We start from the raw sequence: 26968 nt of genomic DNA on the forward strand, positions 1-26968 counted from the left end.
AAGACGACGGCACCCTCGCCGTCCACGAGCTCGTGCAGACCAAGCAGTACTCGGTCAGCGACCGCTCCGCTGCGAAGTCGCGGATCGAGCGCGCGGTGCAACAGCACCTCGCGATGGGTATGTTCCTGCAAACCGCGCTCGACGCGATGTGACCTCACACACTGACCAACCCCCCTAGACGCTATCTCCCCCTTTCGACCCCCCTTATCGAAAGACCCCCCTTTCGACCCCCCTTATCGAAAGACCCCCCTTTCGACCCCCCTTATCGAAAGACCCCCCTTTCGACCCTATCTTTTCGACTGGCACGGAGTGGCTACTCGACGGTAACTGCCAGCGGCGACGCTGCGCCTCGTTCCGGAGCCGATCACGCGGTCGCGTCGCTATCGACGCGGTATCGAGAAAAGTGACGACGGGCGTCGTTCAGTTGCCTGGTGCCCAGCCGCAGACCGAGCATTCGGTGGCCGCCCCTTCGTGGAGACCACCGCAGTCCGGACACTGCTTCTTGTTGTAGCTCTCCTGCCAGCCGACCGACTCGGTTTCGTGCCCGCGCTGTGAGAGGAACTCGTCTATCATGTCGTCAGTGCTCGGGGCGGTCGCCATACATGCTATGGTATAGCACACCAGCATATAGGTTTACTGGTCGTGTCAATTGACACCGGGCAGCAGTCCCGTGAGGGACTGGCGAGTACTGGCACGTACCTGGCGCTACTCGTGATAGAGCCAGATCCAGGCCGGGATCGCGGCGTGGCGACCGCACGCGTCACGGTACGGTGTTCGCACGCCTCTATGGAGTAATCGCCCCTCTCGCGTCGCCGGGGGGCGTCGCCACTATCAGGAGTAGTACCAAAAAGGAATGGTGGGTGGTGGGTGGTGGGAAGGTGGATAATGGCACCGGTGGGGCGCCATTATAGGAGCGAATGCGAGGGACGGTAATAAGAATTGGGGGTCTGAGTATCAGTGCTGATACCAGGGCCGCTGGTCGAGCGCCTGGCACCCGACCGAGCCGACGCTCGCGATTCCCTGGCGATGCGACTGCCGAGACACCGGACGCCTGTGGCGCGAACGCTGGCGGAGCGACGCCGTCTACGCGTGTTTTTCGGTGTACTGTTCCAGCGCGAGTTCGATCGCTGCCGGACGCTTGCTGACGCGGCCGTCGGCCACGCGCATCAGGCCGCCCGGGTTGTAACCGTCCGCGTAGTCGAAGATGCGGTTCACGGCCGCCCGGGGGACGGAGACCGGCGTGAACTCGTCGACGGTGAAGATGCGCGAGGCGGGGGTGTCGTGCCAGACGGTGGTGGCCGCCCACGACTCGTCGTCGGTGAACGTGGTTCCGATGCGGCCGGTCCCGACGTACGTGTCGTCCTGGTAGAACAGCACGAGGTCGCCGGCGTCCATCTTCTCGAAGTAAGTCTGGTTGCTGTCGCCGTCCTGGACGCCCCAGAACCGGACCTCGTCTCCCTCCGGGAGGGCGTCGGGGTGGTCGGGGTAGTCGGCGAGCGAGACAGCGGACCGGACCGTCCGGTCGAAGTCGTCCGGGTCGCAGGGGACAACGAAGACGTTCGAACTCATACCGGTGGTTCGGACAGTCTCGTGATAAAACACCGGTTTGCGGCCGTCCGTGGGCGGCCAACCACGTGTGGCACGCGGCCGCACGCGACCGGTCACCCAGATCCCGTTCACACTGGCCCCGGATTACACTGGGACCACGACGGCGTCACTCGATCCCCTGATCTTCCTCCAACACCTAGAGGGGCATTAGTGGTCACAGTTATACGCTGCTCCTCGTAATCAGTTGATATGACCGAACAGGGCGTCACCTACGTCGAGAAGGCCTGCGCCTACGTCACCAGGAACGGGTCGGAGTTGCTGGTGTTCGACGGGCCGGAACACGACGGGCTCCAGGTACCGAAGGGGACGATCGAACCGGGCGAGGGCCCGCGCGAAGCGCTGTGTCGCGAAGTCATCGAGGAGAGCGGCCTCGCCACTTTCGAGGGGATACAGCACCTGGTCACCGACGTCTGGAACCGCCGGGCGTTCCCGCCGAAGCGGTACGTCCGCAACTTCTTCCACGTCCCCGTGCTGGGTGCGAAGGACGCGTGGACCCACACCGTCACCGGAGCGGGCGCGGAACGCGGGAATCGCTTCGAGTTCTTCTGGGTCGACCTCCCGACGGACGCCGCGTTCGCGCTGGACCTCGACGACTACCTCCACGCGCTCGACGCCGGTGACGTCGGGGGTCCGGGCGGCGGCGTCACTGCCGACTGAGCGCCCGCTCGGCGTCGTTTCTGCCCGAATGCGGTCTCCGTCTTCCGGCTGTGAGTTGCCTGGACGATGCCAGTGTTTTTTGCCGAAGACGACCGACTTCTCGGTAATGACTCCGGACCGGCCACGCTCCGAGGCGCGCGCGTGGGAGAACTACCTGCTGGTCTTCAGCGTGATGGTCGTGGCGATCTGCCTGGGCCTGCTCCCGTCGACGCCCGGCCCGCGCCACCTCGAAACGCCCGAGGCCATCGTCCCGATGGCCATCGCCGCCGGACTCGGTGTGTTCGCGATCCGGCTCCGCCGCGGGTCGTACGCGCACGACCAGCGCAGGCGGATCGCCCGGCACGGCTGGGTCGGGGCGCTGGTCGCCGCGAGTATCAGCGGCTGGTGGGTCGTCCTCCACCTCCACACCGGGGTGCCGGTTACCGGATTGACCGACCAGATACTCACCGTCGTGAGCGGCGGCCTCGGCGCCGGCGTGCTCGCGGGTCGGTCGGCTATCGCCGGGCAGACACCGGAGACGACCGCGGGCCGGGACCGCGTCCTCGCGGAGACGACGTGGGCCGACCGCTCGGGGCCGACGCCGGTCGTCGACGCGACCATCGCGTTGCTCGCCGAACTGAACGGCGTCGACCGGACCGAACTCGACCCGCTCTACACGCACGTCGACCCGGAACTGCTCACCGACCTGCGCCAGCAGGACGACTCCCAGTGGCGATACCTGTTCCGCACGGATTCCTACGAGATCGGTATCACCAGCTCGGGGACCGTCACCGCGTACGAACCGCTCGGGGACGCGGACGTGTCGACGTCGCTCGCGTCGGGGTGAGGCGGCCGAGATGTTTTTCGACGCCTCCCGTCTTCTGGATCCGGCGACACACAGTCGATCGACGGCTCGATGCCGCGACCTGCCGGTCCCGGTACTCGTCGGGCTCGTGCTTACAGCTGCCCGGTGGTCTCGCCGACGAAGGACGTTCCCGCATCCGCGAGCCACGAGTGGGCCGTCAGAAGTGGCGCTCGCAGACCCGGATGAACTCCTCGACGTCGATGCCCTCGCCGCGGTCGTACGTGACGAAGACGCCTTCGAACCCGTTTTTCACGAAGTGTAGCATCATCGCCTCGTCGAAGCCGTAGACGCTACACTCCAGTTCGCCGGCGTTGAACAGGTCCTGGAGGCGGTCCCGGCCCCAGCCTTCGAGGCGAAGGTCGTCGAAGATGGCGTCACGCTCCTGGTGCGAGTAGACGACGTCGACGTTCTCTCGCATGTACAGCATCTCGTAGTCCGTCTCGTAGTAGACCGCGACCGACCGGAGGGCTCCGTCCGCCGCCGTCAGGAGGTCGTCGACGAGGTCTTGCTCGTCCGGGGAGCTGCTGGTCGTCATGCCTCGGGGCTTTCGACACGACTCACTTAGTATCGCAGCCTAACTGATTACCGTCCGTCCGCCGCCGGCGGTACCCTTAGTGTCGCCGACAGCGTACCAGACGACATGTGCGGACGTACCTCGCTGTTCCTCGAACGGGCGGACCTGGAGGACCGTTTCGCCGCCGAACTCGTCACCGACGGCGGGGTGGACTACCGGCCGCGGTACAACGTCGCCCCCGGGAGCGACCTCGAGGTCGTCACGAACGAGGCACCGGCGACCATCGACCAGTTCCAGTGGGGGCTCGTCCCGTCGTGGGCCGAGGAGCCGACCCGTGGGCTGATCAACGCTCGCTCGGAGACGGCCGCGGAGAAGCGCTCGTTCCGCGAGGCCTGGGAACGCCGGCCGTGTCTCGTGCCCTCGACGGGCTTCTATGAGTGGCAGGACCGCGACGTCGGCGGGAAGCGGCCCTACCGCATCTACCGCGACGGCGACGACCCGGCGTTCGCGATGGCCGGGCTCTGGGAGCGCTGGGAGGGCGCGGACGAGACGCTGGCGACGGTGACGATACTCACGACCGAACCGAACGACGTCGTCGCGCCCATCCACGACCGGATGCCGGTGATCCTGCCGCCGGAGGCCGAGCGAACCTGGCTCGAGGCCGGGCCCGACGAGCGGCGGGGGCTGTGCCGCCCGTATCCGGGCGACGACCTCGCCGCCTACCCGGTCTCCACCGCGGTCAACGACCCGGCCAACGACCACCCGGGCGTCGTCGAGGCGGACCCGTCTGAACAGGCCGGCCTCGGCGACTTCGGCTGACCGCTCGCTCCGACGGCCTCGACCGCCGGTCGCCGGGGAGACGACGTGTTGACGCCGGCCCTCATCAGTTTGGCTCGTTACTTATTCCGCTCCCCCACCGAGTACAACTGCCGGTTGACCATGCGATACCACCGGCACTTCCACCCACCCCCACACGAGTCCAGCCGTCGAGCCCCCCGCTCACGGCTGGCACTTCTCTCTTCACGACGACCGATAGCGTCGTCTCCAGTGGCGTCGGTGTCAGGAATTGCCGTCGGTGCCCGGAATGCCGGCGGTGCCCGGAATTGCCGTCGGTGTCAGGAATGCCGGCGGGGCCCGGAATGCCGGCGGAGCCCGGGCTACTTCGGTGGGAGATGCGCGACGCCGAGCCAGAAATCCTCGATGGCGCGGGCCATCGTCACGAACGCTTCCGACGACGTCGGCTTCTCGAGATAGGCGTTTGCGTTGAGTTCGTACGATCGCGTGACGTCCGCCGCCTCGTCCGAGGCGGTGAGAACGAGCACGGGGATCCGGCGCAACTCGGGCCGACTATCGAGTTCGGCGAGGATCTCGTTTCCGCTCGTTCCCGGAACGTGGAGGTCGAGCAGGATGATGTCGGGACGCGGGGCGTCCGCGTAGCCGTCGCGCTGGTGGAGGAAATCGAGCGCGTCGGCGCCGTCCCCGACGACCGAGACGGTCTCCGTGGCGTCGGTCGCCTCGAAGGACTCGACGAACCGCGAGGCCGCTTCTGGATCGCTTTCGACGAGCAGGACGTCGAACGGACCGCTGTTTCCGCGTGAATTACTTCGTTCCACGATCGCTGTCTCAGTACGTGAGAGAGGCTATCGACCGAGGTAACTCGTTTCCCAATTATGTTAGGTCGGTGTCCGGCGGAGGGCGACTCACTCGCCGGCGAATCCGACGAACACCATATCGTCCGTCTTCAGTTCGTAGTCGACGCCGGCGGACAGCCGGGTGTAGTCGAACGGTTCGGTGACGACGTGGAACCCGTTGGGCGTCTCCCGGCGGAGCAGGACTGTCGTGGAATCGGCGAGCGAGTCGGCGAACGCGTCGGCCGCCGCCGCCGAGACGTCGTCGAGGTCGAAGAGGAAGTTCGTCTCGTCGGCACAGGCGTCCGACTGGAGCACCGACAGGAACTCGCTGTCGACCCGCTTGAACTTCCGGAGGACGTCCGTGTCGCCGTGGAAGCGCATCTCCAGCCAGTCGTCGGTCCGCTCGCGGAGCCGGAAGAGCGCCGACGTGGTGTCCCGCGCGTTGACGGTGAGGTAGAGTCGGTAGCGCTCCTCGAATCGCGAGACCGCGTGGTCGAGTCGCGCGACCGTCTCGGGGAGTTCCTCGGCCTCCGCGACGATTTCACGGATCACCCGCTCCGAACTCGCGGTGAGACCCTCGTTGTCCTTGGCCCGGGCGATGGCCAGCAAGAGGTACACCCGTTCCGGGCCGAACTCGCAGTACTCCTGGAAGTCGTCGATATCGATGGGCATGGCGGGTCGACGAGTAGACGGGATAAAGGACTCACGGGGGCGTGAGAGACGGTTTCACTGACGACCGAGCCACCGCCGTCGGCCCATCTCTCAGCACGTTTCTCACCCCGTCGCCTCCTCGGACTCGAGCGCGCTGGACTGGTCCGGCTCCCGGCCCAGGCGCGTCTTCAGCTCGGATAGCTCCCGGTCGATCCGCTGTTCGGACGACCGGCGGTTCAGTTCGCGGTCGATGTCGTCGCCCTCGGCGAGGACGTCGTCGAGTGCGCCGCTCTCCTCCAGTTCTTCCAGGGCGGCCGCGCGGGCCTCCATCTGCTCGGTCCGCTCGGCGGCGCGTTCGACGGCACGGTTCACGTCGGTCATCCGGCCCCCGACGCCGGAGAACGCCTCCGCGACCCGCGCCGACGCCTGGGCCGCCTCGTGACGGGCTTTCAGCGACTCTTTGTGCGTTCGGAACCCCTCGATCCGACCCCGGAGCGCGATCTGGCGCTCGACCAGCCGGTCCTGGGTCGCCTGCAGGCGCTCGATCTGGTCGCCGAGGTCGGCGATCTGTTCGCTGGCGGCGTGTTTCTTCTCCAGTGCGCGCCTGGCCAGGTCGTCACGGTCCTGCCGGACCGCCTCGCGGACCTGCTCGTCGTGTTTCTCGACGGCGCTCTGCAGGCGCTCGCGATGCATCTCTAGGCGCTTCTTCTGGGTCGTGAGGTCGGCGATGCCGCGGTTGATCCCCTGGAGCTCGTCGCGTAACTGCTCGTAGGAGTAGTCGAGTTCCGCGGCGGGGTCCGCTGCCCGGTTCAGCAGGGCGTTCAGCCACGACTGGACGGTGAAGGAGAGTCGCTGAAAGAGGGTCATCGCGATCCCTTCCGGTCGTCCGCGTCGTCTCGCCGGCTGGGGCGGTGTCGGGGCATGCGCACGCTACGGGCGAGACCCGGTTAATTGTGTTGCTGAAACTGAACGTCTGCGTCGGCGCGGGATCCGACGTCCGGCGGTCCCTCGCGCCGTGGTACACCCCCGCAAGAGTAATACGCGCACAGACCCTCCCGTCAACAGAATGGACGTCCACGTGCAGGGTGGGCCGGCCGAACCCTTTCTCGGTGCCCGCGACGTCTTCGAGACGGAACAGGACCTGGAGCGCCGGGTGACCGTTCGCGTCCGCGAAGACCCCGACGAGCGAACCCGCGTGAGCCACGACGCGGAGAGCCACCTGCTCACCATCTCCCGACAGGCGGCGACGAGCGCGATGGCCCGGGAACTCGCGCTCCACGAGTTCGCGCACATGGCTCGCTACGAGCAGGGCCACCCCTCACACACGCAGTCGACGGAGGAGGCCATCTACCTCGCGCTGGCCGGCCGGAGCGTCGAACGCCGGAAGCTCTCGCACTGTTACCAGATCGCCAACCACATGAAGGACATCTACGCCGACGACGTCTGGCTGGGCGTCGCGCCGGCGGACAAACTGGTCACCTTCCTGGAGTCACAGCTGGCGACCGCTATCGCCGACGTGCCCCACGACCCGCCCGCCGGCCAGCGGCTCACGCCGACGTCGGACCCGGACATCACCGCGGTCAACGCCGCCTTCGCGCTGGCGCTGGTCGAGCGTCACGACCTGGTCGAGGACGACCACCCGATGTACGACCTGGCCCGCGTCGCGGCCGACGACGCGCCCCACGTCGGTCTGTCCACGTTCAAGCGCCACTTCGCCACGCTGGCCCGCGACACCGACGAGAGCACCTACCGCAAGGCGCTCGTCGACGTGACGCGGGAGTACGCGACGGCCCAGCGCGGCGAACAGGCGGCGGACTAGAGGAACAGCGGAACGACAGGCGCCAGTCCCAGGGCGATACCAGCCAGCATCACCGGGTAGTCTGCCCGCTCGAATGCCAACGCGGGCAGTGTCGGGTTCCAGGCGAAACAGCGGGCCTGGAGCGCGACGGCGAGGCGGTCGGCGCGCGCGACGGTCCGGTCGAGTCCCCGGAGGAACAGCCGCCGGGCGCGGTCGTGGAACGGTCGCCGCTGTCCGGCGCGTGCGTGCATCGCAGTTCGGACCGTCCGGAGGTCGTCGACGACCAGGGGGAAAAAGCGGAAGACGAGTCCCACGCCGACGCCCAGTAGTTGCCCCGGCCGGCCGGGAACGACCCGCTGGATGGCTGCGCGCGTGTCTCGCACCGGCGTCGTCCTGACGTAAGCGGCGCTGACGGCGAGCACCGGCGGGACCCGGAGCACCGCGAACAGCGAATCACGTGCGGGACCGACGCGGAACCAGGGCGGGCCCAGCGCGAGGCCGGCAACCACTGGTGCGACGGCGAGTACACCGAGGACGATTCGGTAGTCTCGGGCCACGCGCACGGGCGAGAGCCGGGCGGCGGTCAGGACGACGGCGGTGAGCAGGTACGTCGCGGCGAGCCACGCGACCGAGTCAGCAGCCAGCGCCGCGACGGCGAACCCGGCCTGGAAGCAGAGCTTCGAGCGCGGGTCGAGTCGGTGGGCCGGCGTCGACCCGGGGACGAAGCTCAACATCGCGGGTCACGCACGCCGACGTCGTCGAGGGCGTCCAGCCCATCCGGAGAGTCCACGTCGAACGCGACCGACCCGTCGACCATCCCCACCACGCGGTCGGCCAGTCGGTGCAGGTCACGCAGGTCGTGAGTGACCACGACGACGCTCGTCCTGTCGGCGTGGAGCGCCGCGAGCCGGTCGACGATGGACTCGCGAGCGGCCTGGTCGAGACCGGCCAGCGGTTCGTCGAGGACGAGGTGATCGGGTTCCATCGCGAGCGCGCCGGCGATGGCGACCCGGGCCTGCTCGCCGCCGGACAGCGACGAGATGGTCGCGTCCTCGCGACCGTCGAGGTTGACGGCGTCGAGCGCCGAGTCGACGCGCCGGTCTATCTCGCCACGGTCGAGGCCGAGGTTCTCCGGACCGAAGGCGACGTCTGCACCGACGGTCGCGGCGACGAACTGGTCCCGGGGGTGCTGGAACACCATCCCGACGCTCGTCCGCGCGGCGACGGGGTTCTCGGCCACGTTGCGGCCGTCGACGAGCACTGATCCTTCGTCGGGTTCGAGCAGCGCGTTGCAGTGACGGACGAGCGTGGTCTTGCCGGAACCGTTCGGACCGACCAGGACCAGGAACTCGCCGTCCCCTACCGTCAGGGAGACGCCGTCGACGGCGACGACTCCGCCGTACCGCGACACCAGCCCGCGTATCTCGATCATGTCGGTGTGGTCTCCGCCACGGTCACTCTCGCACGAGATAGCCGCCCCGGACGATACCGACGGCGATGGCGACCTTCATCACGCCGAGGGGGACGTACGGCGCCATGATCGCTGCCGCTCTCGTCAGCGAGAGGCCGAGCACCGACGCCATCCACGGGATACCGACGGCGAAGATGACGAACTGGGCGGCGAGCAGCGCCGCCAGCTGGATCGGGGTCCCTAACTCGTCGACCGGCCTGGGGACGACGCCGCGGTGCGCGATGGCCCCCGCGACCACGGCACCGACGAGGAAACCGACGATGAAGCCACCGGTCCCCTGCCCGACCAGGACGTACCCCAGCCCCGCGTTGCCGTTCGAGAACACCGGTGCGCCGGCGACGCCGACCAGTATGTACAACGCGAGTGCGAGGCCGCCCCAGAGGGGCCCGAGCAACAGGCCCGCGAAGAAAGCCCCGAACGGCTGGAGTGAGAACGGCGGGAGGTTCCCCGGTAGCGGAATCGACACCTGTGCGAGGGCCGCGGTCAGTGCGGCGAGAAGGACGGCCTTCGCGAAGTACTCGACCGTCTCGTCGCCGACGAGGTCGACGGACTCGTGTTCCTGCGACATGGGACTGGCTGGGTCGTAAACCGACAAATAACTGCTGGTTTACGACGGGTGACGAACGGGGGCTCGGCGGCTGGCGAACACGGCTCGTGGCTGGGAACCACGCTTCGAGGGCCGGCAAACCGGATCGAGGGGCGACGACACCGGCTATACGGAGGCGAAGCTGGTCGCTACGGGTGAGGAAAACGAAGATAGAGAGAACGGCAGTTATCGCGCTGCGGCCGCGACGCGTTCCTTCTCTTCTTTCTGGTTGACGGCGTAGGTCTGGACGTCGCCGTCGGCGGCGCCGATGAGCTGCTGGGCGAGCGCATCCTCGGCGTCGGTGTTCGTCTTGAACGAGTCGCCGTAGACGCCCTCGGCGAGGAACTTCAGGCCCTGGTCGACGCGGCGCTGGGGCGCGACGTCGACGGCCTTGGGCACACTGATCCCACCGTACTTCAGGCGGACGGTCTCCTCGCGGGGTGCGCTGTTCTCGACGGCGGTGACGAGCACCTGGACCGGGTTCTCGTCGGTCTGCTCGGCGATGATGTCGAAGGCGTCCTCGACGATGGTGGTCGCGAGCTGCTTCTTGCCCGTGTTCTCGTCGGTCTGCATCAGGCGGTTGATGAGCCGCTCGACGATGGAGATCTCGGACTTCTGGAACTGCTTGTTGGCGTGCCGGCCCATGGTGTGGGCGATAGGCGTAACCGTGATGTAGCGCTCGGTCGAGGGGTCCTGGTAGTCGATGTTGGTGACCTCCCACTCGCCGAACAGCTTGGCGACGGCGGTCTCCTGCTCTTCGTCGGCGCCGGCCTCGTCCTCGGCCGGCTCGGATTCTGATTCGCTCATCTGTTATCGCACCGGCTTCTCCGCGTTCCCGCGGACGAGTTCGAGCATGGCGACGCCGTTGACCTTGTCGACCTTGTAGTTGACGCCGGAGAGGTCCCCCATCGCACGACCCTTCGCCCCGCCGATGCCGGCGATGGTGACTTCGTCGTGTTCGTCGATGAAGGAGATGGCGCCGTCACCGGGACAGAACGCGGTGACCTGCTTGCCGTTCTTGATCAACTGGACCCGGACGCACTTCCGGATCGCGGAGTTGGGCTGTTTCGCTTCGATACCGACCTTCTCGAGCACGATCCCTCGACCCTGGGGGGCGCCCTCGAGCGGGTCCGAGGCCTTGCCCAGACCGCGCTCGCGGCGCGCGTAGTCAGAGTCGGACCACCGGTGGTTCTGGCGGTCCTTCTTGAGTTTGCGTGCGGCATATTTGCCGTTCGCCATAGTAGGCTTCGGTAACCCGCCGAGGTACTTAAGACTCCTCTTTCGACCCCGCCACGGTGCGGTGACACAGCCCACGTCGCGTCCACCATCGCTCGCGGGAGTTTCTTTCCTGATAATCGGGGGCGAGGACTTTTGCTGACCGAATCGAGTCGTAGCCCTACTGAACAGGCTGTCGCAGACTGCCTTCACTTTCACGAATGAGATTACAATCCCATCTCCCGGACGCTATCAGGAAGAGCTACCTGCGGAAGTTCGCCCTCGTCGTACTCGTCGTGCTGGTCGCGGTGTCGAGCCTCGGCGTGTACACCCAGCAGACCGTCTCGGCCGAACTGACCGACCAGCGCGACGTCCAGCTCGAAACGAGTACGGTGCAGCAGGCCGACTCGATCGCATCCTGGACCGCACGCCAGGAGGACACCACCCGGATGCTGTCGAACCACGAAGTGGTGCGAACCGGTAAGGAACCCGCCATCGCAGACGTTCTCGACAGGGAAGTGGAACGGCTCCCGGCCGACATCATCGACATCCACTACATCGACCCCTCGAAGGGAACTATCGAGCGGAGTACTGGTACCTCGATGATGGGTGCGTCCATCGAGAGCACCGGCGCCGAGTGGGCGGGCGGCGAACTGACGTTCGACGGCCCGGACGACGTCGCGACGTCGAGCGCGTACCGCCACTTCGCACTGAACCGTCTGGCCTTCGCGAGCCCGGTCCCCGGCCGTGACACCGCGATCATGCTCGTCGTCGACACGGGCGCGACCGCTGCCGGGTTCCAGAACGCCATCGAGGGTGGGGAGACGCGCGTCCTCGACGGCGACGGAACGGTCACCTTCTCTCGGAACGACAGCCAGGTCCACGAGACGGGGCCCTACGGCGACCACGCCGTGACGACGGACGCCGAGGACGGGAACGCCACCGTCCAGCGGGTCGGTGACTCCCTGGTCGCGGCCGCGGGCGTCCCCGGCACCGACTGGGTCGTCGTCAAGGAGGCGCCGACGTCGTCGGCCTACGCGCTCCGCCAGCAGATCCAGACCGACCTGATCGCGCTCATCGGGGTCGCGATGGGCGGGTTCGTCGTCCTGGGCGTCATCGTCGGTCGCGACCTCACGGGCGCCCTGCCGCGACTCGCGACGCAGGCCCGCTCGCTCGCCGAGGGGGACCTGACGGCGTCGATGGACGAGACCGACCGGATCGACGAGATCGGCGACGTCAACGCCGCCTTCCGGGAGATCCAGCTCTACCTCCAGACGGTCGGCTCCCAGGCGGAGGCGCTGGCCTCCCAGGAGTTCGACGCCCCCGTCCTGGACCAGGACGTCCCCGGCGCGCTGGGTGACTCGCTGGACCGGATGCGCCGGGACCTGGAGGGGTTCGTCGCCGACATCGAGCAGGCCCGCGCCGACTCCGAGGCGGCCCGGAAGGAGGCCGAGCAACTCGCCGCCACACTCGAAACGCAGGCCGAGTCGTTCAGCCGGACGATGGAACGGGCCGCCGACGGCGACCTCACCCAGCGCCTCGATTCGGATCTCGACAACGAGGCCATGGCCGCCATCGCGACGGCGTTCAACGACATGCTCTCCGAACTCCAGCACACGGTCGACCAGATAGACGACTTCGCCGCGGAGGTCGACGCCTCCAGCGAGACCATCTCGGCCAGCGCCGCAGAGGTCGAGGAGGCCAGTTCACAGGTCAGCGACACGGTCCAGGAGATCGCCGCCGACGCCGAGCGCCAGGACCGAAACGTCTCCCAGGCCGCCGGGGAGATGACCGACCTGTCGGCGACCATCGAGGAGGTCGCCTCCTCGGCCACCGAGGTCGCCAACCGGTCCCAGCGGGCCGCCGCCGCCGGCGAAGACGGCAGCGAGGCCGCCACCGCGACCGTCGCGGAGATGAACGCCATCGAGGAGACCGCAGCGGAGACCGCCGAACAGATGGAACGACTCGACGAGGAGATGGCCGACATCGAGGAGGTCGTCGCCTTCATCGACCAGATCGCCGACCAGACGAACATGCTCGCGCTCAACGCATCCATCGAGGCCGCCCGCGCGGGCGAGGCCGGCCAGGGATTCGCCGTCGTCGCCGACGAGATCAAGTCCCTGGCCCAGGAGACCACCGAGGCCACCGACGAGATCGCGGCGATGATCGACGAGGTCCAGGACGCCACGAGCGAGGCCGTCGACGACGTCCGCGAGATGGGCGACCGCGTCGAGTCCGGCGTCGACTCCGTCGAGGAGACCGTCGACACGCTTGAGGAGATCGTCGACCAGGTCGAGGACGCCGACGCCGGCGTCCAGTCCATCGCCGACGCCACGGACGACCAGGCCGCCTCCACCGAGGAGGTCGTCGCCATGGTCGACCAGGTCGGCGACGTCAGCGAACAGACCCTCGCGCGCGCCCAGAACGCCGCCGCCGCGACCGAGCAACAGACTGCCTCCATCACCGAGGTGACCCGGAACATCCGGTCGCTCTCCGGCCGGGCGAGCGACCTGCGCGACCTCGTCGACCAGTTCGAGGTCGAGGGCGAGACCACCGTCGCGTCGGTCGCGGACCCGGAAATCGACGACGACGCGGGACCAGGCCCGGCCGAGGAGGACCAGGCGACCGACGGTCAGGCGGACGAGCGCTCGACGGACGAGGACGCCCTGGTCGACGAGAACGACGCGACCGACGGGACCGACGCGACCCGAGGAGGCGACGAGTTCCCGGAAACCGACGAGGACGAGTGGACGCCCATCGCGGGCGAGGAGGGGCCGCAGTCGGACGACGAGCCGCCTGCAGACGCCGACAGTGACGGCGCCCCGACCGCGCAGGCCGATGCCGCCGTCGACGAGGCCGAACGGGGTGGAGCCGACGCGGGCGACACAGCCCACGCGGACGCCGCCGGGCTCGGTCGAGCGACGGACGGTGCCGACGGCGTCGTGGACGACGTGACTGAGCGAGTTCGGCTGCCCGACCGGGCCGACGTCTCCGAGCGGTTTTCGGGCGCGTCAGACCGGGTGGACGGGCTGAAGCGCCGATTGCGTGGCGCGTCGGACCGCGTGGCCGGGGCGGTCGGCGGACTGACGACCCGGGGGTCCGCCGGCGACGACCCGCTGGACGACGCGCTGGCGACGACGGACGCCGCCCCGGCGACCGAGGACGACGACGTAACCGACGAGGACCCGACCGTTTCTGACTTCGACGACCCCTCGCCCGCCTCGGACGACGACTAGCGTCGCTGCGCCCTCTTTTGCGGTTCGCACTGTCGAGTCGTCACTGGGAGTGCCGTCGAACGCCGAAAAGAGCGACCGCCTACGTTAGCTCGATGCCGTCGACGTCGCAGTGGCGCGCGGCCAGGCGACGCGCGGCGTCGATGTTCTTCCCGCCGGTGCCGATGGCGACGCCGCGGTCCTCACTGGCCACCTCGACGTAGGCGACGGTGTCCTGGTTCCGCGAGATGGTGACGTTGTTCACCGTGGCGGGCGCCAGCGCGTTGGCGACGAACCCCGCGGGGGAGGGGGCGTCCTCGACGAGTTTGACGTCCCGGTCGAGTTCGCGCTCGACGCGCTCGACGTTGCGACCGCCGGGGCCGATGGCGTCGGCCATCTCGCCGGCTTCGACGAGGAAGACGACCAGGTCGTGGTCATCGACGACGACGCAGTCCCGGACGCCGACGCCGGCCTCGTCCTCGAACAGCGCGAGGTGCTGGCGGGCCTCGTCCGAGCGTTCGGCGACCATCAGTCCTGTTTGGCACCCATCCGCAGGTCGACGTCGCCGGTGCCGAGCTTGATCGGCTTGCCGACGATGACGTTCTCCGTGACGCCGTCGAGGGCGTCGATCTCGCCGTGGATCGCGGCGTCGAGCAGGTGGTTGACCGTCACCTCGAAGGCCGCCCGCGCGAGGACGGACTGCTTGTTGCCGGAGATACCGTGACGACCGATGGACTCGATCTCGCCGCGGTTCGTCATGATGTCGGCGACCAGCATCAGGTGGCGGATGTTCACGTCGTCGAGGCCCTGCTCTTCGAGGGTGTGCATCGTCTCGTTGATCAGGGTCTCGCGGGCCGCCTCGATGCCGAGTTCGCTCTTGATCTCGTGGATGTTGTTACACGTCGTCCGCGAGGCGTCGACGCCCTCGATGCCGAGGACGTCGCCGAAGGCCGAACCCTCGGTGTAGAGGACGAACTCCTCGCCGTCGTCGGTCTCCTCCTTGCGGATGACGACGCGATTGATCTCCTCGATCCCCTTGAAGACGATCTCGCGGAGCTCCTCGACCAGCTGGAGCAGGTCGCGGTAGCTGGGTTCCTCGGGGCCGAACTCGATGACCGTCCCCGAGCGCCGCGTCTTCACGCCGAGGTTCGACTCGATGGTCTCGGCGATTTCGTCGGCGACGTCCTCCGTCCGGGAGACCGTCGGCCACCGCTCCATCAGCGTCTCGTCGTTGAGATCGATCTGGACGAGCATGTCGGCGACGTTCGTCGAGATGTCACCCAGCGCGAGGATGCGTGTCGCCTCGATGTTCCAGACGACCTCGTGGGCCTTCTCCCGGTCGGTCGCGTACTCGTCTTCCAGGTGGACTGTCATCATCGGGGTGTCCGGAGTCTTCCGGGCGTCCACCAGCTCGATGAGCCGCGGCAGCCCCTGCGTGACGTCGATCTCGGCGACGCCCGCGTAGTGGAACGTGTTCATCGTCATCTGCGTCCCAGGCTCCCCGATCGACTGGGCCGAGACGGTTCCCACGGGGTCCAGCGGGTCGACCCGGGTGTCGAGGTAGCGGGACTCGACGGCCCTGGCGACGTCGTCGGCCTCGTCGACGGTGAGGCCCCGCTGTTCGACCGTGTCGTACACCTCGTCCTTGAGGCGCCGCGGGAGGTCGGTGTCCTCCACGACGGCCTCGACGTCGTCGGATACGTCTGCTCGTGTCATCAGTCGTCACCCTCCGCCATCCACCAGTCGTCTGCGTGTTCGGACAGGTTCGTCGGCTCGGCGCGTTCGCCGAGGAACTCCTGTTTCTGTTCGGCCGACTGGAACTCCTCGTCGAGGACGCGGTCGGCGATGCCCTCGACGTCGACGCTGTTCTCCTCGTCGGAGGAGACCCGGACCGGCGAGGTGCCGTCCTCGCCGAACTCGAACTGGACGATGGTGTCCGAGGTGTCCCGGACGGTGCCGTCGTACTGGGTCTCCAGTTCGGAGAGCGCGTTGATGAGTCGGCGCTGCAGGTAGCCGGACTTCGACGTCCGGACCGCCGTGTCGACCAGGCCCTCGCGGCCACCCATCGCGTGGAAGAAGAACTCCTTGGGGTCGAGGCCGCTGCGGTAGGAGGCCTCGACGAAGCCGTGGGCGTCCGCGGAGAGGTCGTCCTGCTTGAAGTGGCTCAGCGTGCGGTCCTCGTAGCCGCGGTTGATTCGCTCGCCCCGGACCGCCTGCTGGCCGACGCAGCCGGCCATCTGGGTGAGGTTCAGCAGCGAGCCACGCGCGCCGGACTCGGCCATGACGACGGCCGGGTTGTCGTCCTCGAAGTGGTCCTCCGCGATGTCACCGGCGGAGTCCCTGGCCTTGCCGAGCGTCTGCATAATCTTCATCTCCAGGGTCTCGTCGACGGTGCGGCCCGGGAGCGACTCGAGTTCGCCCCGGTCGTACGTCTCGATGAGTTCCTGGACGCGCTCGTAGGCGTTGTCGATCGCTTCCTGGATGTGCTCTTCTGCCTCCTTCGGGATGGACTCGTCGTCGATCCCGATCGAGAACCCGAAGTGCATGATCGAGCGCATCGCCAGCGAGGCGACCTCGTTGATGAGGATGCGCGCCCGGGTCTTCGAGTACATCTTCGCCGTGGTGTCGACGATCTCGCCGCCGAAGCCGCCGACGGCGCTGTCGTCGATGGTACCAGAGACGAGTTGACCGTCCTCGATGACGACGTCGTCGCCGGCCTCGCTCGTGAACTCCAGGTTCATGTCGTCGGGCAGGAGCTCCGAGAACAGGTCGCGGCCGGTCCAGTAGGGCGTGCCGTCCTCGGTGCCCGAGGGCGCCGGCAGTTCGTCGATCCGGGTCGCCCGGAGCAGGTCCAGCGCCTGGGTCTCGTTGAACTGCGGGTTCTCGTGGGTCAGCAGGTACGTCCCGCTGATGTGGTCCTGGATGGCGCCGATGATGTTCTCACCGAAGCGCGGGCTGAGGATCTGCTCCTGGACGCGCATGAGAACGCGGGCCTCCGCCCGGGCCTCCTCGTTCTGCAGCGCGTGCATGTTCATCTCGTCGCCGTCGAAGTCGGCGTTGTACGGCGGGCAGACGACGGTGTTGAGCCGGAAGGTCTTGTACGGCATCACGACCACTTCGTGGGCCATGATCGACATCCGGTGGAGCGACGGCTGCCGGTTGAAGATGATGATGTCGCCGTCGATGAGGTGGCGGCTGACCTCCCAGCCGGGTTCGACCTTCTCGGCCAGTTCCTCGCAGTTCTTCTCGGTCACCTTCAGCCGGCGGCCGTCGGGCCGCTTGACGTAGTTGGCGCCGGGGTGGGCCTCTGGCCCGTTGGCGACGTAGCGCTGGGCCTCCTCGAGGTTGCGCTCGTTGACGTTCATCGTCTGGGTCATCTCGCTGGCGACCCGGTCCGGTACGCCCACTTCGTTCAGCGAGAGCGTCGGGTCCGGCGAGATGACGGTCCGCGCCGAGAAGTTGACGCGCTTCCCGGACAGGGAGCCACGGAAGCGACCCTCCTTGCCCTTCAGGCGCTGGGAGAGGGTCTTGAGCGGGCGGCCGGAGCGGTGTCGCGCCGGCGGCGTGCCCGAGATCTCGTTGTCCATGAACGTGGTGACGTGGTACTGGAGCAGTTCCCAGAGGTCCTCGATGATCAGCTGTGGGGCACCGGCCTCGCGGTTCTCCATGAACCGCTGGTTGATGCGGATGATGTCGACCAGCTTGTGGGTCAGGTCGTCCTCGGAGCGCTGGCCGTTGTCCAGCGTGATGGAGGGACGGGCGGTGACCGGCGGCACCGGCAGCACCGTCAGGATCATCCACTCGGGCCGGGAGCGCTCGGCGACCATGCCGAGCACCTCGATGTCCTCGTCCGGGATGTCCTCGAACCAGTCCCGGATGTCGCTGGGCATCAGCTTGTTCATGTCCTCCTCGGTCAGGTCGACGTCGAGGACCTTCTCGATGGCCTTGCGGTCCTCCTCGCGGGGACGGAACTCCCCGGAGATGATCTCCTGGACGCGCGAGGCGGCGATGCCGGTCTTGTCGGACAGTTCCTGGGGGGAGACCGGCTGGGAGTCCTCCTCTTCCTCGTCGGCCTCCATGGCGGCGACGATGCGCTGGGAGAACTCCGAGGAGAGCACCTGCTGGACCTCGTAGTACGTCGTCGGCTTCTCGTGTTGAATGTCGTACTGGACCTCGCCGCAGAACGGACAGGTGTCCTTCTTGCGGGCCTGCCGGATGGCGGCCTTGGTGACGTCGTTGAGGTCCTCCTGCAGTTCGCGCGTGCGAGTGAGGCGGTCGCGGAACTCGTCGCGCTCGTGCTCGTCGAGCACCAGGCGCGAGCAGTTCCGACATGTACCCCGGAGCAGGCGGCGGATGAGCTTGTTGAAGCCGACGTGGATGACCGGTGCCGCGAGTTCGATGTGGCCGAAGTGGCCGTTACACGACCCGGAGTGCTTGCCGCAGGTCTTGCACTCCAGTCCCGGGTCGATGACGCCCAGGCGCGGGTCCATCAGCCCCATGTCGATGGGGAAGCCGTCGTCGTCGTACGTGTCGGCCGTGATGACCTTCGTCGCGCTCATCTCCCGGTACTCCTCGGGGTCCATCAGGCCGAAGTTGAGGGACCCGATCGTCTTGGGTGTCTGTTGTGAACTCATCTTAGACTGCGTCCTCCAGTTCGATGCGCGGGGCGATGCCGAGGGCCTTCATCTCGTCGAGCAGGAGCTTGAACGCGTAGGACATCTCCACCTCGTGAACGTCCGTCTCCTCGTCACAGTTCGGACAGTAGATGCGGCGTTGCTCGACGTTCTCGACGGCGGACATGCCACACTGGCCACAGACGTTGATCCACTCGCGGTCGGACTCGTCCAGGAGCCGTTCCTTGAGCGCCATCGCCGCCCCGTGACCGATGAGCACGTCCCGTTCCATCTCGCCCACGCGCAGGCCGCCCTCGCGGGCCCGGCCCTCGGTGGGCTGGCGGGTCAGCACCTGCACCGGCCCGCGCGAGCGGGCGTGCAGCTTGTTCGAGACCATGTGGTAGAGCTTCTGGTAGAAGATGCTCCCCACGAAGATCTCGGCCTCGATCTTCTCGCCGGTGACGCCGGAGTACATGACCTCTTTCCCGGAGGAGTCGAAGCCGTGGTCCACGAGCGCACCGCGCAGTTCCTCCTCGTCCTCGCCGGTGAAGGCCGTGCCGTCGACGCGGCGGCCTTCCAGCGAACCGACCTTGCCGCCCAGCATCTCCAGGACGTGGCCGACCGTCATGCGCGAGGGGAGCGCGTGCGGGTTCAGGACCAGGTCGGGGACGACGCCCTGTTCGGTGAAGGGCATGTCCTCCTGGGGCGCCAGGTGACCGACGACGCCTTTCTGGCCGTGCCGCGATGCGAACTTGTCGCCGAGTTCGGGGATCCGCTCGTCACGGACGCTCACCTTGGAGAGCTTCGAGCCGTCCTCGCCCTCCATCAGCGTGACCGTGTCGACGACCCCGGACTCGCCGGAACGCATCGTCACGGACGTCTCCCGGCGCTTCTGGGGCGAGAGGCCGCCCATGTCGTCGGGCTCTTCGAGGAACCGCGGCGGCGACGTCTTGCCGAGCAGGACGTCGTTCTCGCCGACGCGGGTCTCGGGGTTGACGAGACCGTCCTCGTCGAGGTGGGTGTACGCTTCCTCGCCGCGCGCACCGCGGACCTCGTCGTCGGGCTTCTCGAAGCGGTCCTCCTGGCCGCCGGGGTAGCGCCGTTCCTCGCCCTCGTAGGTCCGGAAGAAGTGCGAGCGGGCGAGCGCGCGCTCGACCGAGCCGCGGTTCATGACGAGCGCGTCCTCGATGTTGAACCCCTCGTAGCTCATGACCGCGACGACGAAGTTCTGTGCCGCCGGGCGGTCGTCGTAGCCGATCTGCTCGGTGGTCTGGGTCTTGACCATCGAGAGCTGCGGGTAGTGCAGGAGGTGCTGGCGCGTGTCCGGGCGAATTCGGTAGTTCGCGGAGGGGAGCCCCAGCGACTGCTTGATCATCCCCGACCCCATCGTGATACGGGGCGAGGCGTTGTGCTCGGGGTAGGGGATCATCCCGGCACCGATGCCGAAGATGAGCTGTGGGTCCACCTCGAGGTGGGTGTGGTCCTCGGTGAGGTCCTCCTCCTCGACGCCGACGAGGATGTCCTCTTCCTCCTCGGCGTCGATGAACTCGACCTTGCCGCGCTCGACCAGTTCCTCGAACTCCAGGTCGCCGTCCTTCAGCGCCGTGACCTCCTCCTCGTCGATGAGGGGCTCGCCGTTCTCGACGACCAGGAGCGGTCGGCGGGCGCGGCCGGCGTCGGCGTTGACGATGACCTCGTCGGTGCGGTCGCGCACGGAGACGTTGACCATCTCCGAGACGTCGCCCCGGCGTCGGGCCTGCCGGATCTGTTCTGCGAGCTGTTCGGGGCTGGGATGGGTCCCAACCAGACTGCCGTTGACGTACACTTTGGCGTCGCGTCCCTGACTCATGATTTAGTCGTCTGCTGGCTGCTGTTCGATGCGGTCGATTCCGGGGATGCCCGAAACGCCCATCTCGGCGAGTTCCTGCTTCAGTTCCTGGTCGTCCTCGATGTTCTGGGAGAGCTCCATCGCCTGTGCGAAGTTCTTCACCAGCCCGCAGTTCGGCCCCTCGGGGGTCTCCGACGGACCGATGCGACCCCACTGGGTCGCGTGCAGGTCACGCGCCTCGAAGTGGGGCTGGCTGCGCGACAGCGGCGAGCGCAGTCGGCGCAGGTGCGAGAGGACGCCCATGTAGTTCGTCCGGTCGACGAGCTGGGAGACGCCTGAGCGCCCGCCGACCCAGTTCCCCGTCGCGATGGGGTGTTCGAGGCGCTCGGTGAGGACGTCGGAGCGAACGACCGTGCTCACGGAGAGCTGCCGGTTTCGCATGTTCGCGCGTTCGAGCTGGTACTTCACGTCCCGGGCCAGCTTGTTCAGTGCCGTCCGGAACAGGTCGCGCATCAGGTCGCCGCTGACCTTGAGGCGCTTGTTGGCGTAGTGGTCCTTGTCGTCGGATTCGCGGCGGTTGAGGGCGAGCTCGAAACACGCCTCGGCCATCCGGCAGAGGTAGAAGGCCTTGTTGATGCGGACGTCCTCCTCGTCGACGCCGTCCTCGTGGAGGTGCGGGAGGAGGTACCGGTCGATGACGTAGTTCGCTCGTTTGAGCTGGTAGTTCTTGCCCTGACCGGAGGCGACGCGCTTCCCGAGGGTCTCGATGGCCTCCTCGGTGGTCTGGACGTCGGCGGCCTCCAGATTCTCCAGCATGAACTTCACGATCTCGGGGTCGTCGCTGACGCGGTGGACGATCTCCTCGTCGGATTCGAGACCGAGCGCGCGGACGAGCGTCACGAAGTTGATCGAACCCGAGACGCTCGGGAACGACACTTCGAGGATGCCGTCGCGGGTCCGCTCACAGAGCACGAGGGCGCGGTAGCCACGGCGCTGGGAGAAGGTCTTGGCGACCTGGACCTCGTCGCCGTACTTGGTGTCGTACTCCGCGAGGATCTTGTTGGGTGCCAGGTCCTCCGAGGTCATCAGGACGCGCTCGGAGCCGTTGACGCAGAAGTAGCCGCCGGGGTCGGCCGGGTCCTCGCCGATGTCGATCAGCTCGTCCTCGGTGAAGCCGGCGATGTTACACTTGTCCGAGCCGACCATGATCGGCATCCGACCGATCTTGGTCTCGGTCTGGTCGACGACGCGTTCCTCTTCCTCCTCGCCGCCCTTGATGATCGCCATCTCCATGAAGACGGGCGCGGAGTACGTGATGTTGCGCAGGCGCGCCTCCTGGGGATAGAGCAGTTCTTCGCTCCCGTCGGCTTCTCGCACGCGCGGGGTGACGACGCGGACGTCGCCGAGTTCGACGTAGACGGGCTCTTGCCCCTCCTTGTCGCCGATGTCCGTGTCGATGGTCTCCTTCTCGTCGACGACCTCCTGCATGCCGCGGTTGAGGAAGGCGTTGAACGAGCGGAAGTGGTGCTCTGCGAGTCGCTCACGGGAGAAGTACTCGCGCGAGATCGCGCGGTGGTCGGCGGTGTCCATCTATTCCACCACCAGTCGATAGACGACTGCCTGGTCGGTCGTCCGCGAGTCCCGGGTCACTCTGACGACGTCGCCCACGCTGGCCTCGTCGGGGGCCGCGGGGTCGAGTCGCTGTAGCTTCGGGAGGTCTGTTTTCTTGATGTCGTACTCCTCGAGCACGTCTTCGATCTCCTCGTCGTCGACGACGGTGTGGTCTGGGACGAGTTCGTGTTGGCTTACATCTACCATGGTTTGTGTGGCCGGTGAGTGGAGAAGGTTGCAGTCACGAGATACTACAGGTCGCTATTGACCACACCCATGTAACGCTTACGAAGTAAGTCTGCCGTGGCTATCCGACCCCGGTGGTCGGCCGAGCGTCTTACCCAGCCATAGGACTATCTCACTCATAGTAGTTTGGGTTACCCGGATTCGTGGAATTTGTGGCTCACGGCGCGTCTCTGGACTGATTTCGGCCGATACCTCCGATCCCACGGGGGTCGCCGGGGTGCCGACTGGACGACAGGAATCCCGATTCGACCGCGCCAGCGGCCACTGTCGATCCGCCAGGACTCCGAACCCGTCTGTGGTTCCGATTCTGCGACCGATCGGCCCACCGGGCGTGTTTTCATTCCCCACGACACCGCCCCACAATGGCGCCGTTTTTGAGAAGCCTTAAGTATAACACCGGGATACCTGTGAGTGAAGCCCGGATGGTGTAGTGGCCCATCATACGACCCTGTCACGGTCGTGACGCGGGTTCAAATCCCGCTCCGGGCGTTTCCTACTGCGAACAATTCCGGCGAGCACCGCGTAGCGTGTGCTCGCCCTCGTGAGCAGTGAAACGACCTCAGAAGGGATTTGAACCCTGCCAGTCGCGCACAGCGAACGGAGTGAGCGAGCACGTCTGGCTCCGGTTCAAATTCCGAAGCGGCGCCGCCGCTTCGACCTTCGCGAACCCTCCGGGTTCGCTCAGTCCCGCTCCGGGCGTCCTTTTGCGACGAACTAATTCGACGAGCACCGCGTAGCGTGTGCTCGACGGCCAGTAGCGTTATTTTGCAGGAGACGACTGGCTACGAAGACGACAGATGGCGGGGAATTCCGACGAGTACGACGTCCCTGAGACGAGCACGGACCTGCTCCCGAAACGACTGTACCTCGCGGAGGTACTGCTGATCCCGTTCTTCTGGTTCGGGCCGCTGCTGGCGCTCGTCCTGGGCGGCGTGATGGCTCTGGACGTGAAGCGTCTCCATCGGCGATACGGCGTCGAGTACGGCGACATCCGGTACGCGTTCTACCTCTGTCCGCTCGCGATCGGGCACGTCGGGTCGCTGGCGTACCGAACGCAGCGCCGCCAGCAGCTACTCGAATCGCGTGGGTTCGAGCCGTCGGTGCTGTCCCGGACGCTGAAGCGTCGCGGGACGAACCAGAACTACGTCCTCGCCGGCTGGTTCTGCCTGCAACTGGCGACGGTGATCGCGCTCGTCGTCGTCCCTGGAGAGATGGCGACCGTCGTCGACGTGTTCGCGGTCGCGACCGTGCTGGCGTTCGCCGTGGACCTGGTCGTCGGGCCGGTACTCGTGTGGTGGGACGTCCGTTCGGTGCGGGAGATCGAGACCGTGTCCTGGGGGTGGACGCGGTACCTCCACGTGCTCGTGAGCGCGTTGCCGTTCGGTATCTTCGTCTATCTCGTCCAGCGACTGGCCCACGTTCAGTGTGCGGTGATCGTCGAGCTGTGGGACGAGGACCCGGCGGAGTTTCGAGTGCCCGCGTCAGAGAAGGGACGGCTGGAGCGGCTCAACGACCGCATTCAGGCTATCTTTGCCTGATAGTGGTGGTCCAGCCCTGGGCCCCCGGCCCCGACTCCCCGTACTGCGGCTCTCGGCACCCCGACGCCGTTATCACTCGATTCGAAGAGTAGTTGGAATTCTAATCTATGGAAAATCGACGGACATCTGTCTAATTCCGGGTGTAATTGGCATGCAACGGACGGCAACCTTTTCAACAGTGAATATGCAATCCTGACGTAATGGGCAACCAGGGGTGGGATACGTCGTACGGTGCCGTGAGGATCACGGCCGCGTACGTACTCCTGAGCGGGGCCTGGATACTCTTCTCTGACTGGGTGATCGGCGTGCTCTTTCAGGACGCAGCGAACCTGCGCATCGGTCAGACGGTGAAGGGGCTGGTGTTCGTCGCGCTGTCGGGACTCCTCATCTTCTGGCTCGTCCGTCGCGAGCAGCGACGGCTCGCCGCGACGAACGAGAGCCTCGAACGGACGGTGGCGCACGCGACAGTGCTCCATCGGCTGTTACGGCACAATCTGCGGAACAGCTGTGACGTGATCCAGAACAACGTCGACCTGCTGCAGTCTGGACGGGGAGACCCCGCGGCGAACCACGAACGCATCCAGCGCCAGGCGGCGAACCTGTCCAACATCGCCGCGAAGTCCCAGCACCTCCGGGACGTGGTGTTCGACGACCGGACCGAATCGATCGAACAGGACCTGACGGCGGTCGTCGAGGAGGCGGTCGCGGCGGCGCGCGAGGAATTTCCAGCGGCCACGTTCGAACTCGAGCCGTCGCCGTCCCAGCGAGTCGTCGCCCACCCGCGGCTCTCCATCGCCGTCGAGGAGTTGCTCGGCAACGCCGTCGTCCACCAGGCGGACCGTGGCCCGAACGTGACGGTGTCGCTGGATCGCGAGGGCGACGAAGCGGTCGTCCGCATCACCGACGACGGGCCGGGGATCCCCGACATCGAACGCGCGGTGCTGGAGGACGGCGTCGAGGACGCGCTGACGCACTCCCGGGGTCTCGGCCTCTGGGTCGTGCGGTTCATCGTCACCGCGAGCGGCGGCTCGCTGTCGGTCCCGTTGACCAACAGCGACGGGACGGTGGTCTCGATCCGGTTGCCAGTCGCCGGAGCGTGACCGCTGGTCGAACACTCCCAGTACCAGTCGAGTACTCGTCGAAGAACGGCACGTGCGGGGAAATCCCCGCGCCCTGTCAGTGGCGTCCGTCCCACCGCGGGAGGCGGACAGGGAGTACGAGTCGGCTCCGCGGTAAAGGCTTTGTGGGTGCCTGTCACACGGGGCTGGGGGGTGCCATCGCGGCGACTCCGGTCTCCGATGGCGAGACGGTGACCGGACAGCGACAGCCTGCCCCCCGAAAACAGTTAACTTCGCCGGCACGCATTCGGTGCTATGGACGACGTGGACGGCGATTCGATGCCGCGGACCATCGTCGAGGCGTTTCTGGAGCGCGAACGCGGGACGCGCGCGCTCCTCGACGAACTGGAGAAGCTCTCCATCGAGGGCCGCCACGACGAGGTCCACGAGCGAGTTCGCAACCTGGCCGAACACGACGAAGCGGTGTTCTACACCGTCGCGTTCAGTCTCTCTGGCTCGAAGCAGTTCTTCGGCGACGTCGAGGCACAGCTCGACGTGACGGCCGCGGACCGACTGCGCGACCTCTCGGAGACGTACGGCTCGTTGACGGACGCCTTCGCCATCGTGCGCACCGAGGTGTCCGAGGACCGCCGGAACCCCGTGACGGACCTGAGCTACACGGTATCCTACCACCGCGGTGTCGAGTCGCCCATCGTCGGCTACCAGCCACGCTCCGGCGAACGGGAGCTGTTCGAGTCCCGCGGGACGCCCTCGGAGGTGCTACACCTCTCGACGGACCTGGTGGAGGCGACGACGGACGCACTCGACGTCGCGCTGGAGGAGGGATACTCGGTCAACACCGAGGAGCTGAGCGCGCTCATCGACCGGCGGGAGGAACTCGAGTCGGCGCTGTCGCGACTCCGCGACGACCTCGACGAACTCCGCCGCAAGCCGCTCGGCGACGAGTGAGCGTGGGGTGAACGCCCCACTTCCGCTCTCGCCGTCGACCTGCCGTCACCGGGTCGCGTCTCGCCCGTCCGCGACTCAACTGGGACGTTTAAGGTGCGTCGGCCGATATCCACGGTAGAGACGCACATGGGGATGGATCGACTGGCCGACCAGGTCGAGAAGGAACGCCGGGACGTGGCGATCTTCCGGGCCGTCATCGAACACGGGCCCATCGACATCGCCAGCCTCGCAGCCGAGACCGACCTCCCGGAGCACAAAGTGCGCCAGTCGGTGCGGATGCTGGAGAACGACGGGGTGGTGGAGCCGAGCCAGCAGGGCACCGTCCCGCCGGCCGACGTCGAGGACCAGGTCGCGGCGATCAACGAGGGGGTCGACCACCTCGTCGACCGCGTCGAGGAACTGCGCTCGGTCTTTTCCGAGGACGTCCAGGACTGATAGTGGTGGTTGTACCTTTGTACTGGCGTTCGACGTGGCCGGTGCCGTCGAACGTCGGTAAGGCCTTACAACCACCACTATGAGACGGCCTGGTCGGTGTGTGATCGTGTATACTGTGTGAGTGGTTCTTCTGAATTGGTGTTGGAAGAAACGAGACCGCCAACACCCAGAAAGCCCTCGGCGGGCTCCGGTCCCGCGGCCCACCTGCGCTCCTCGCTGTGCTCCGGTGCTTGGTGGACCGGGGTTCCCGGAGCCCGCCTCGCCCTTTCAGTCCACCGTCAGAGCAAGTCGTTCGAAAGGCGCGGAGCGCCTTTCGTGATGACGAGAGAGCTTCGGTCTCTCGAACCACTCTGACGAGCCCTCGTTCGCTTCGCTCACGAGGACTCCGAGGCCCGCACCGCAGCCCTGCCCTTCCCCTTCCACGCGAGCGAAGCGAGTGTGGGCTCGAAAGACGAGGTGTGCCGAGTCTTTCGGTGGGTCGGC

At 67.0% G+C, this 26968-nt stretch carries 26 protein-coding genes and 1 tRNA gene; 10 read left to right on the forward strand and 17 right to left on the reverse strand.

The window, feature by feature from the left end; translation table 11 throughout:
* Positions 1–420: 420 nt before the first annotated feature.
* Together BM337_RS07530 and BM337_RS07535 are read right to left on the reverse strand one after the other, a co-directional pair.
* Positions 421–600 carry an HVO_0416 family zinc finger protein gene (locus BM337_RS07530; RefSeq protein ID WP_089815626.1) on the reverse strand — a complete coding sequence of 60 codons (180 nt, stop codon included), beginning with the start codon at positions 598–600 and terminating at the stop codon, positions 421–423.
* Positions 601–1083: 483 nt separating this feature from the next.
* Positions 1084–1569: a hypothetical protein gene (locus BM337_RS07535; RefSeq protein ID WP_089815628.1), complete on the reverse strand. Its 486-nt coding sequence runs from the start codon at positions 1567–1569 to the stop codon at positions 1084–1086.
* 228 nt (positions 1570–1797) lie between these two features.
* On the opposite strand from BM337_RS07535, the gene BM337_RS07540 reads away from it, so the two are divergent.
* Positions 1798–2265, forward strand: a complete 468-nt coding sequence (locus BM337_RS07540) for an NUDIX hydrolase (RefSeq protein ID WP_089815630.1) — start codon at positions 1798–1800, stop codon at positions 2263–2265.
* Positions 2266–2371: 106 nt separating this feature from the next.
* Positions 2372–3091 (forward strand): HalOD1 output domain-containing protein, encoded by a 720-nt coding sequence (locus BM337_RS07545; protein ID WP_089815632.1) that lies wholly within the window; start codon positions 2372–2374, stop codon positions 3089–3091.
* A 175-nt stretch (positions 3092–3266) separates the two neighbouring features.
* Here BM337_RS07545 and BM337_RS07550 read toward each other — a convergent pair whose 3' ends face one another.
* Positions 3267–3644 (reverse strand): DUF7522 family protein, encoded by a 378-nt coding sequence (locus tag BM337_RS07550; protein ID WP_089815634.1) that lies wholly within the window; start codon positions 3642–3644, stop codon positions 3267–3269.
* Between the two features lie 105 nt (positions 3645–3749).
* Here BM337_RS07550 and BM337_RS07555 point away from each other — a divergent pair, with 105 nt between their 5' ends.
* Entirely contained in the window at positions 3750–4442 is a 693-nt protein-coding gene (locus tag BM337_RS07555) for an SOS response-associated peptidase (RefSeq protein WP_089815636.1), read from the forward strand.
* 338 nt (positions 4443–4780) lie between these two features.
* Here the strand turns inward: BM337_RS07555 and BM337_RS07560 are convergent, their stop codons facing one another.
* The 3 genes from BM337_RS07560 to BM337_RS07570 all read right to left on the reverse strand — a co-directional run bounded on the left by BM337_RS07560 (position 4781) and on the right by BM337_RS07570 (position 6772).
* The gene (locus BM337_RS07560) at positions 4781–5236 is read right to left on the reverse strand and encodes a response regulator (RefSeq protein ID WP_089815638.1); all 456 of its coding nucleotides are present in this window, start codon (positions 5234–5236) and stop codon (positions 4781–4783) included.
* An 87-nt stretch (positions 5237–5323) separates the two neighbouring features.
* Positions 5324–5926: a hypothetical protein gene (locus BM337_RS07565; RefSeq protein WP_089815640.1), complete on the reverse strand. Its 603-nt coding sequence runs from the start codon at positions 5924–5926 to the stop codon at positions 5324–5326.
* 102 nt (positions 5927–6028) lie between these two features.
* A complete protein-coding gene (locus BM337_RS07570) occupies positions 6029–6772 on the reverse strand; it encodes a PspA/IM30 family protein (RefSeq protein ID WP_089815642.1) in 744 nt (247 codons plus the stop codon).
* Positions 6773–6971: 199 nt separating this feature from the next.
* Here BM337_RS07570 and BM337_RS07575 point away from each other — a divergent pair, with 199 nt between their 5' ends.
* A complete protein-coding gene (locus tag BM337_RS07575; protein ID WP_089815643.1) occupies positions 6972–7724 on the forward strand; it encodes a DUF5781 family protein in 753 nt (250 codons plus the stop codon).
* Here the strand turns inward: BM337_RS07575 and BM337_RS07580 are convergent.
* From BM337_RS07580 to BM337_RS07600, 5 genes are all read right to left on the reverse strand, one after another.
* The gene (locus BM337_RS07580) at positions 7721–8437 is read right to left on the reverse strand and encodes an energy-coupling factor transporter transmembrane component T family protein (RefSeq protein ID WP_089815645.1); all 717 of its coding nucleotides are present in this window, start codon (positions 8435–8437) and stop codon (positions 7721–7723) included. The genes BM337_RS07575 and BM337_RS07580 overlap by 4 nt on opposite strands.
* The gene (locus tag BM337_RS07585; RefSeq protein ID WP_089815647.1) at positions 8431–9135 is read right to left on the reverse strand and encodes an energy-coupling factor ABC transporter ATP-binding protein; all 705 of its coding nucleotides are present in this window, start codon (positions 9133–9135) and stop codon (positions 8431–8433) included. The genes BM337_RS07580 and BM337_RS07585 overlap by 7 nt, the downstream gene beginning before the upstream one ends.
* Positions 9136–9157: 22 nt before the next feature.
* Complete coding sequence (locus BM337_RS07590; RefSeq protein ID WP_089815649.1) at positions 9158–9742, reverse strand: biotin transporter BioY; 585 nt, start codon at positions 9740–9742, stop codon at positions 9158–9160.
* 204 nt (positions 9743–9946) lie between these two features.
* A complete protein-coding gene (locus BM337_RS07595) occupies positions 9947–10567 on the reverse strand; it encodes a 30S ribosomal protein S7 (protein WP_089815651.1) in 621 nt (206 codons plus the stop codon).
* Between the two features lie 3 nt (positions 10568–10570).
* Complete coding sequence (locus BM337_RS07600; protein WP_089815653.1) at positions 10571–10999, reverse strand: 30S ribosomal protein S12; 429 nt, start codon at positions 10997–10999, stop codon at positions 10571–10573.
* A gap of 197 nt (positions 11000–11196) precedes the next feature.
* Here BM337_RS07600 and BM337_RS07605 point away from each other — a divergent pair, with 197 nt between their 5' ends.
* Positions 11197–14211 carry a methyl-accepting chemotaxis protein gene (locus BM337_RS07605; RefSeq protein WP_218155532.1) on the forward strand — a complete coding sequence of 1005 codons (3015 nt, stop codon included), beginning with the start codon at positions 11197–11199 and terminating at the stop codon, positions 14209–14211.
* A gap of 79 nt (positions 14212–14290) precedes the next feature.
* Here BM337_RS07605 and BM337_RS07610 read toward each other — a convergent pair whose 3' ends face one another.
* The 6 genes from BM337_RS07610 to BM337_RS07635 are packed head-to-tail and all read right to left on the reverse strand — an operon-like array spanning position 14291 to position 22446.
* The gene (locus tag BM337_RS07610; RefSeq protein ID WP_089815656.1) at positions 14291–14716 is read right to left on the reverse strand and encodes a NusA-like transcription termination signal-binding factor; all 426 of its coding nucleotides are present in this window, start codon (positions 14714–14716) and stop codon (positions 14291–14293) included.
* Complete coding sequence (gene rpoA2, locus BM337_RS07615; protein WP_089815658.1) at positions 14716–15903, reverse strand: DNA-directed RNA polymerase subunit A''; 1188 nt, start codon at positions 15901–15903, stop codon at positions 14716–14718. Before rpoA2 ends, BM337_RS07610 begins: the two co-directional genes overlap by 1 nt.
* Entirely contained in the window at positions 15903–18821 is a 2919-nt protein-coding gene (locus BM337_RS07620) for a DNA-directed RNA polymerase subunit A' (protein ID WP_089815660.1), read from the reverse strand. The genes rpoA2 and BM337_RS07620 overlap by 1 nt, the downstream gene beginning before the upstream one ends.
* Before the next feature lies 1 nt (position 18822).
* Positions 18823–20649 (reverse strand): DNA-directed RNA polymerase subunit B, encoded by a 1827-nt coding sequence (rpoB, locus tag BM337_RS07625; protein WP_089815662.1) that lies wholly within the window; start codon positions 20647–20649, stop codon positions 18823–18825.
* 3 nt (positions 20650–20652) lie between these two features.
* Positions 20653–22218 carry a DNA-directed RNA polymerase subunit B'' gene (locus tag BM337_RS07630; RefSeq protein ID WP_089815664.1) on the reverse strand — a complete coding sequence of 522 codons (1566 nt, stop codon included), beginning with the start codon at positions 22216–22218 and terminating at the stop codon, positions 20653–20655.
* Complete coding sequence (locus tag BM337_RS07635; protein ID WP_089815666.1) at positions 22219–22446, reverse strand: DNA-directed RNA polymerase subunit H; 228 nt, start codon at positions 22444–22446, stop codon at positions 22219–22221.
* Positions 22447–22901: 455 nt separating this feature from the next.
* Here BM337_RS07635 and BM337_RS07640 point away from each other — a divergent pair.
* The 5 genes from BM337_RS07640 to BM337_RS07660 all read left to right on the forward strand — a co-directional run bounded on the left by BM337_RS07640 (position 22902) and on the right by BM337_RS07660 (position 26485).
* Positions 22902–22974 (forward strand) — tRNA-Asp (locus BM337_RS07640).
* Positions 22975–23282: 308 nt separating this feature from the next.
* Entirely contained in the window at positions 23283–24023 is a 741-nt protein-coding gene (locus BM337_RS07645; RefSeq protein WP_089815668.1) for a hypothetical protein, read from the forward strand.
* Positions 24024–24223: 200 nt separating this feature from the next.
* Complete coding sequence (locus BM337_RS07650; RefSeq protein WP_089815670.1) at positions 24224–25123, forward strand: sensor histidine kinase; 900 nt, start codon at positions 24224–24226, stop codon at positions 25121–25123.
* A gap of 273 nt (positions 25124–25396) precedes the next feature.
* Positions 25397–26050, forward strand: a complete 654-nt coding sequence (locus BM337_RS07655; RefSeq protein WP_089815672.1) for a hypothetical protein — start codon at positions 25397–25399, stop codon at positions 26048–26050.
* Positions 26051–26143: 93 nt separating this feature from the next.
* Positions 26144–26485, forward strand: a complete 342-nt coding sequence (locus tag BM337_RS07660; protein WP_342713959.1) for a winged helix-turn-helix transcriptional regulator — start codon at positions 26144–26146, stop codon at positions 26483–26485.
* Positions 26486–26968 lie beyond the last annotated feature (483 nt).

Source organism: Halomicrobium zhouii, assembly GCF_900114435.1.
Classification (GTDB): domain Archaea; phylum Halobacteriota; class Halobacteria; order Halobacteriales; family Haloarculaceae; genus Halomicrobium; species Halomicrobium zhouii.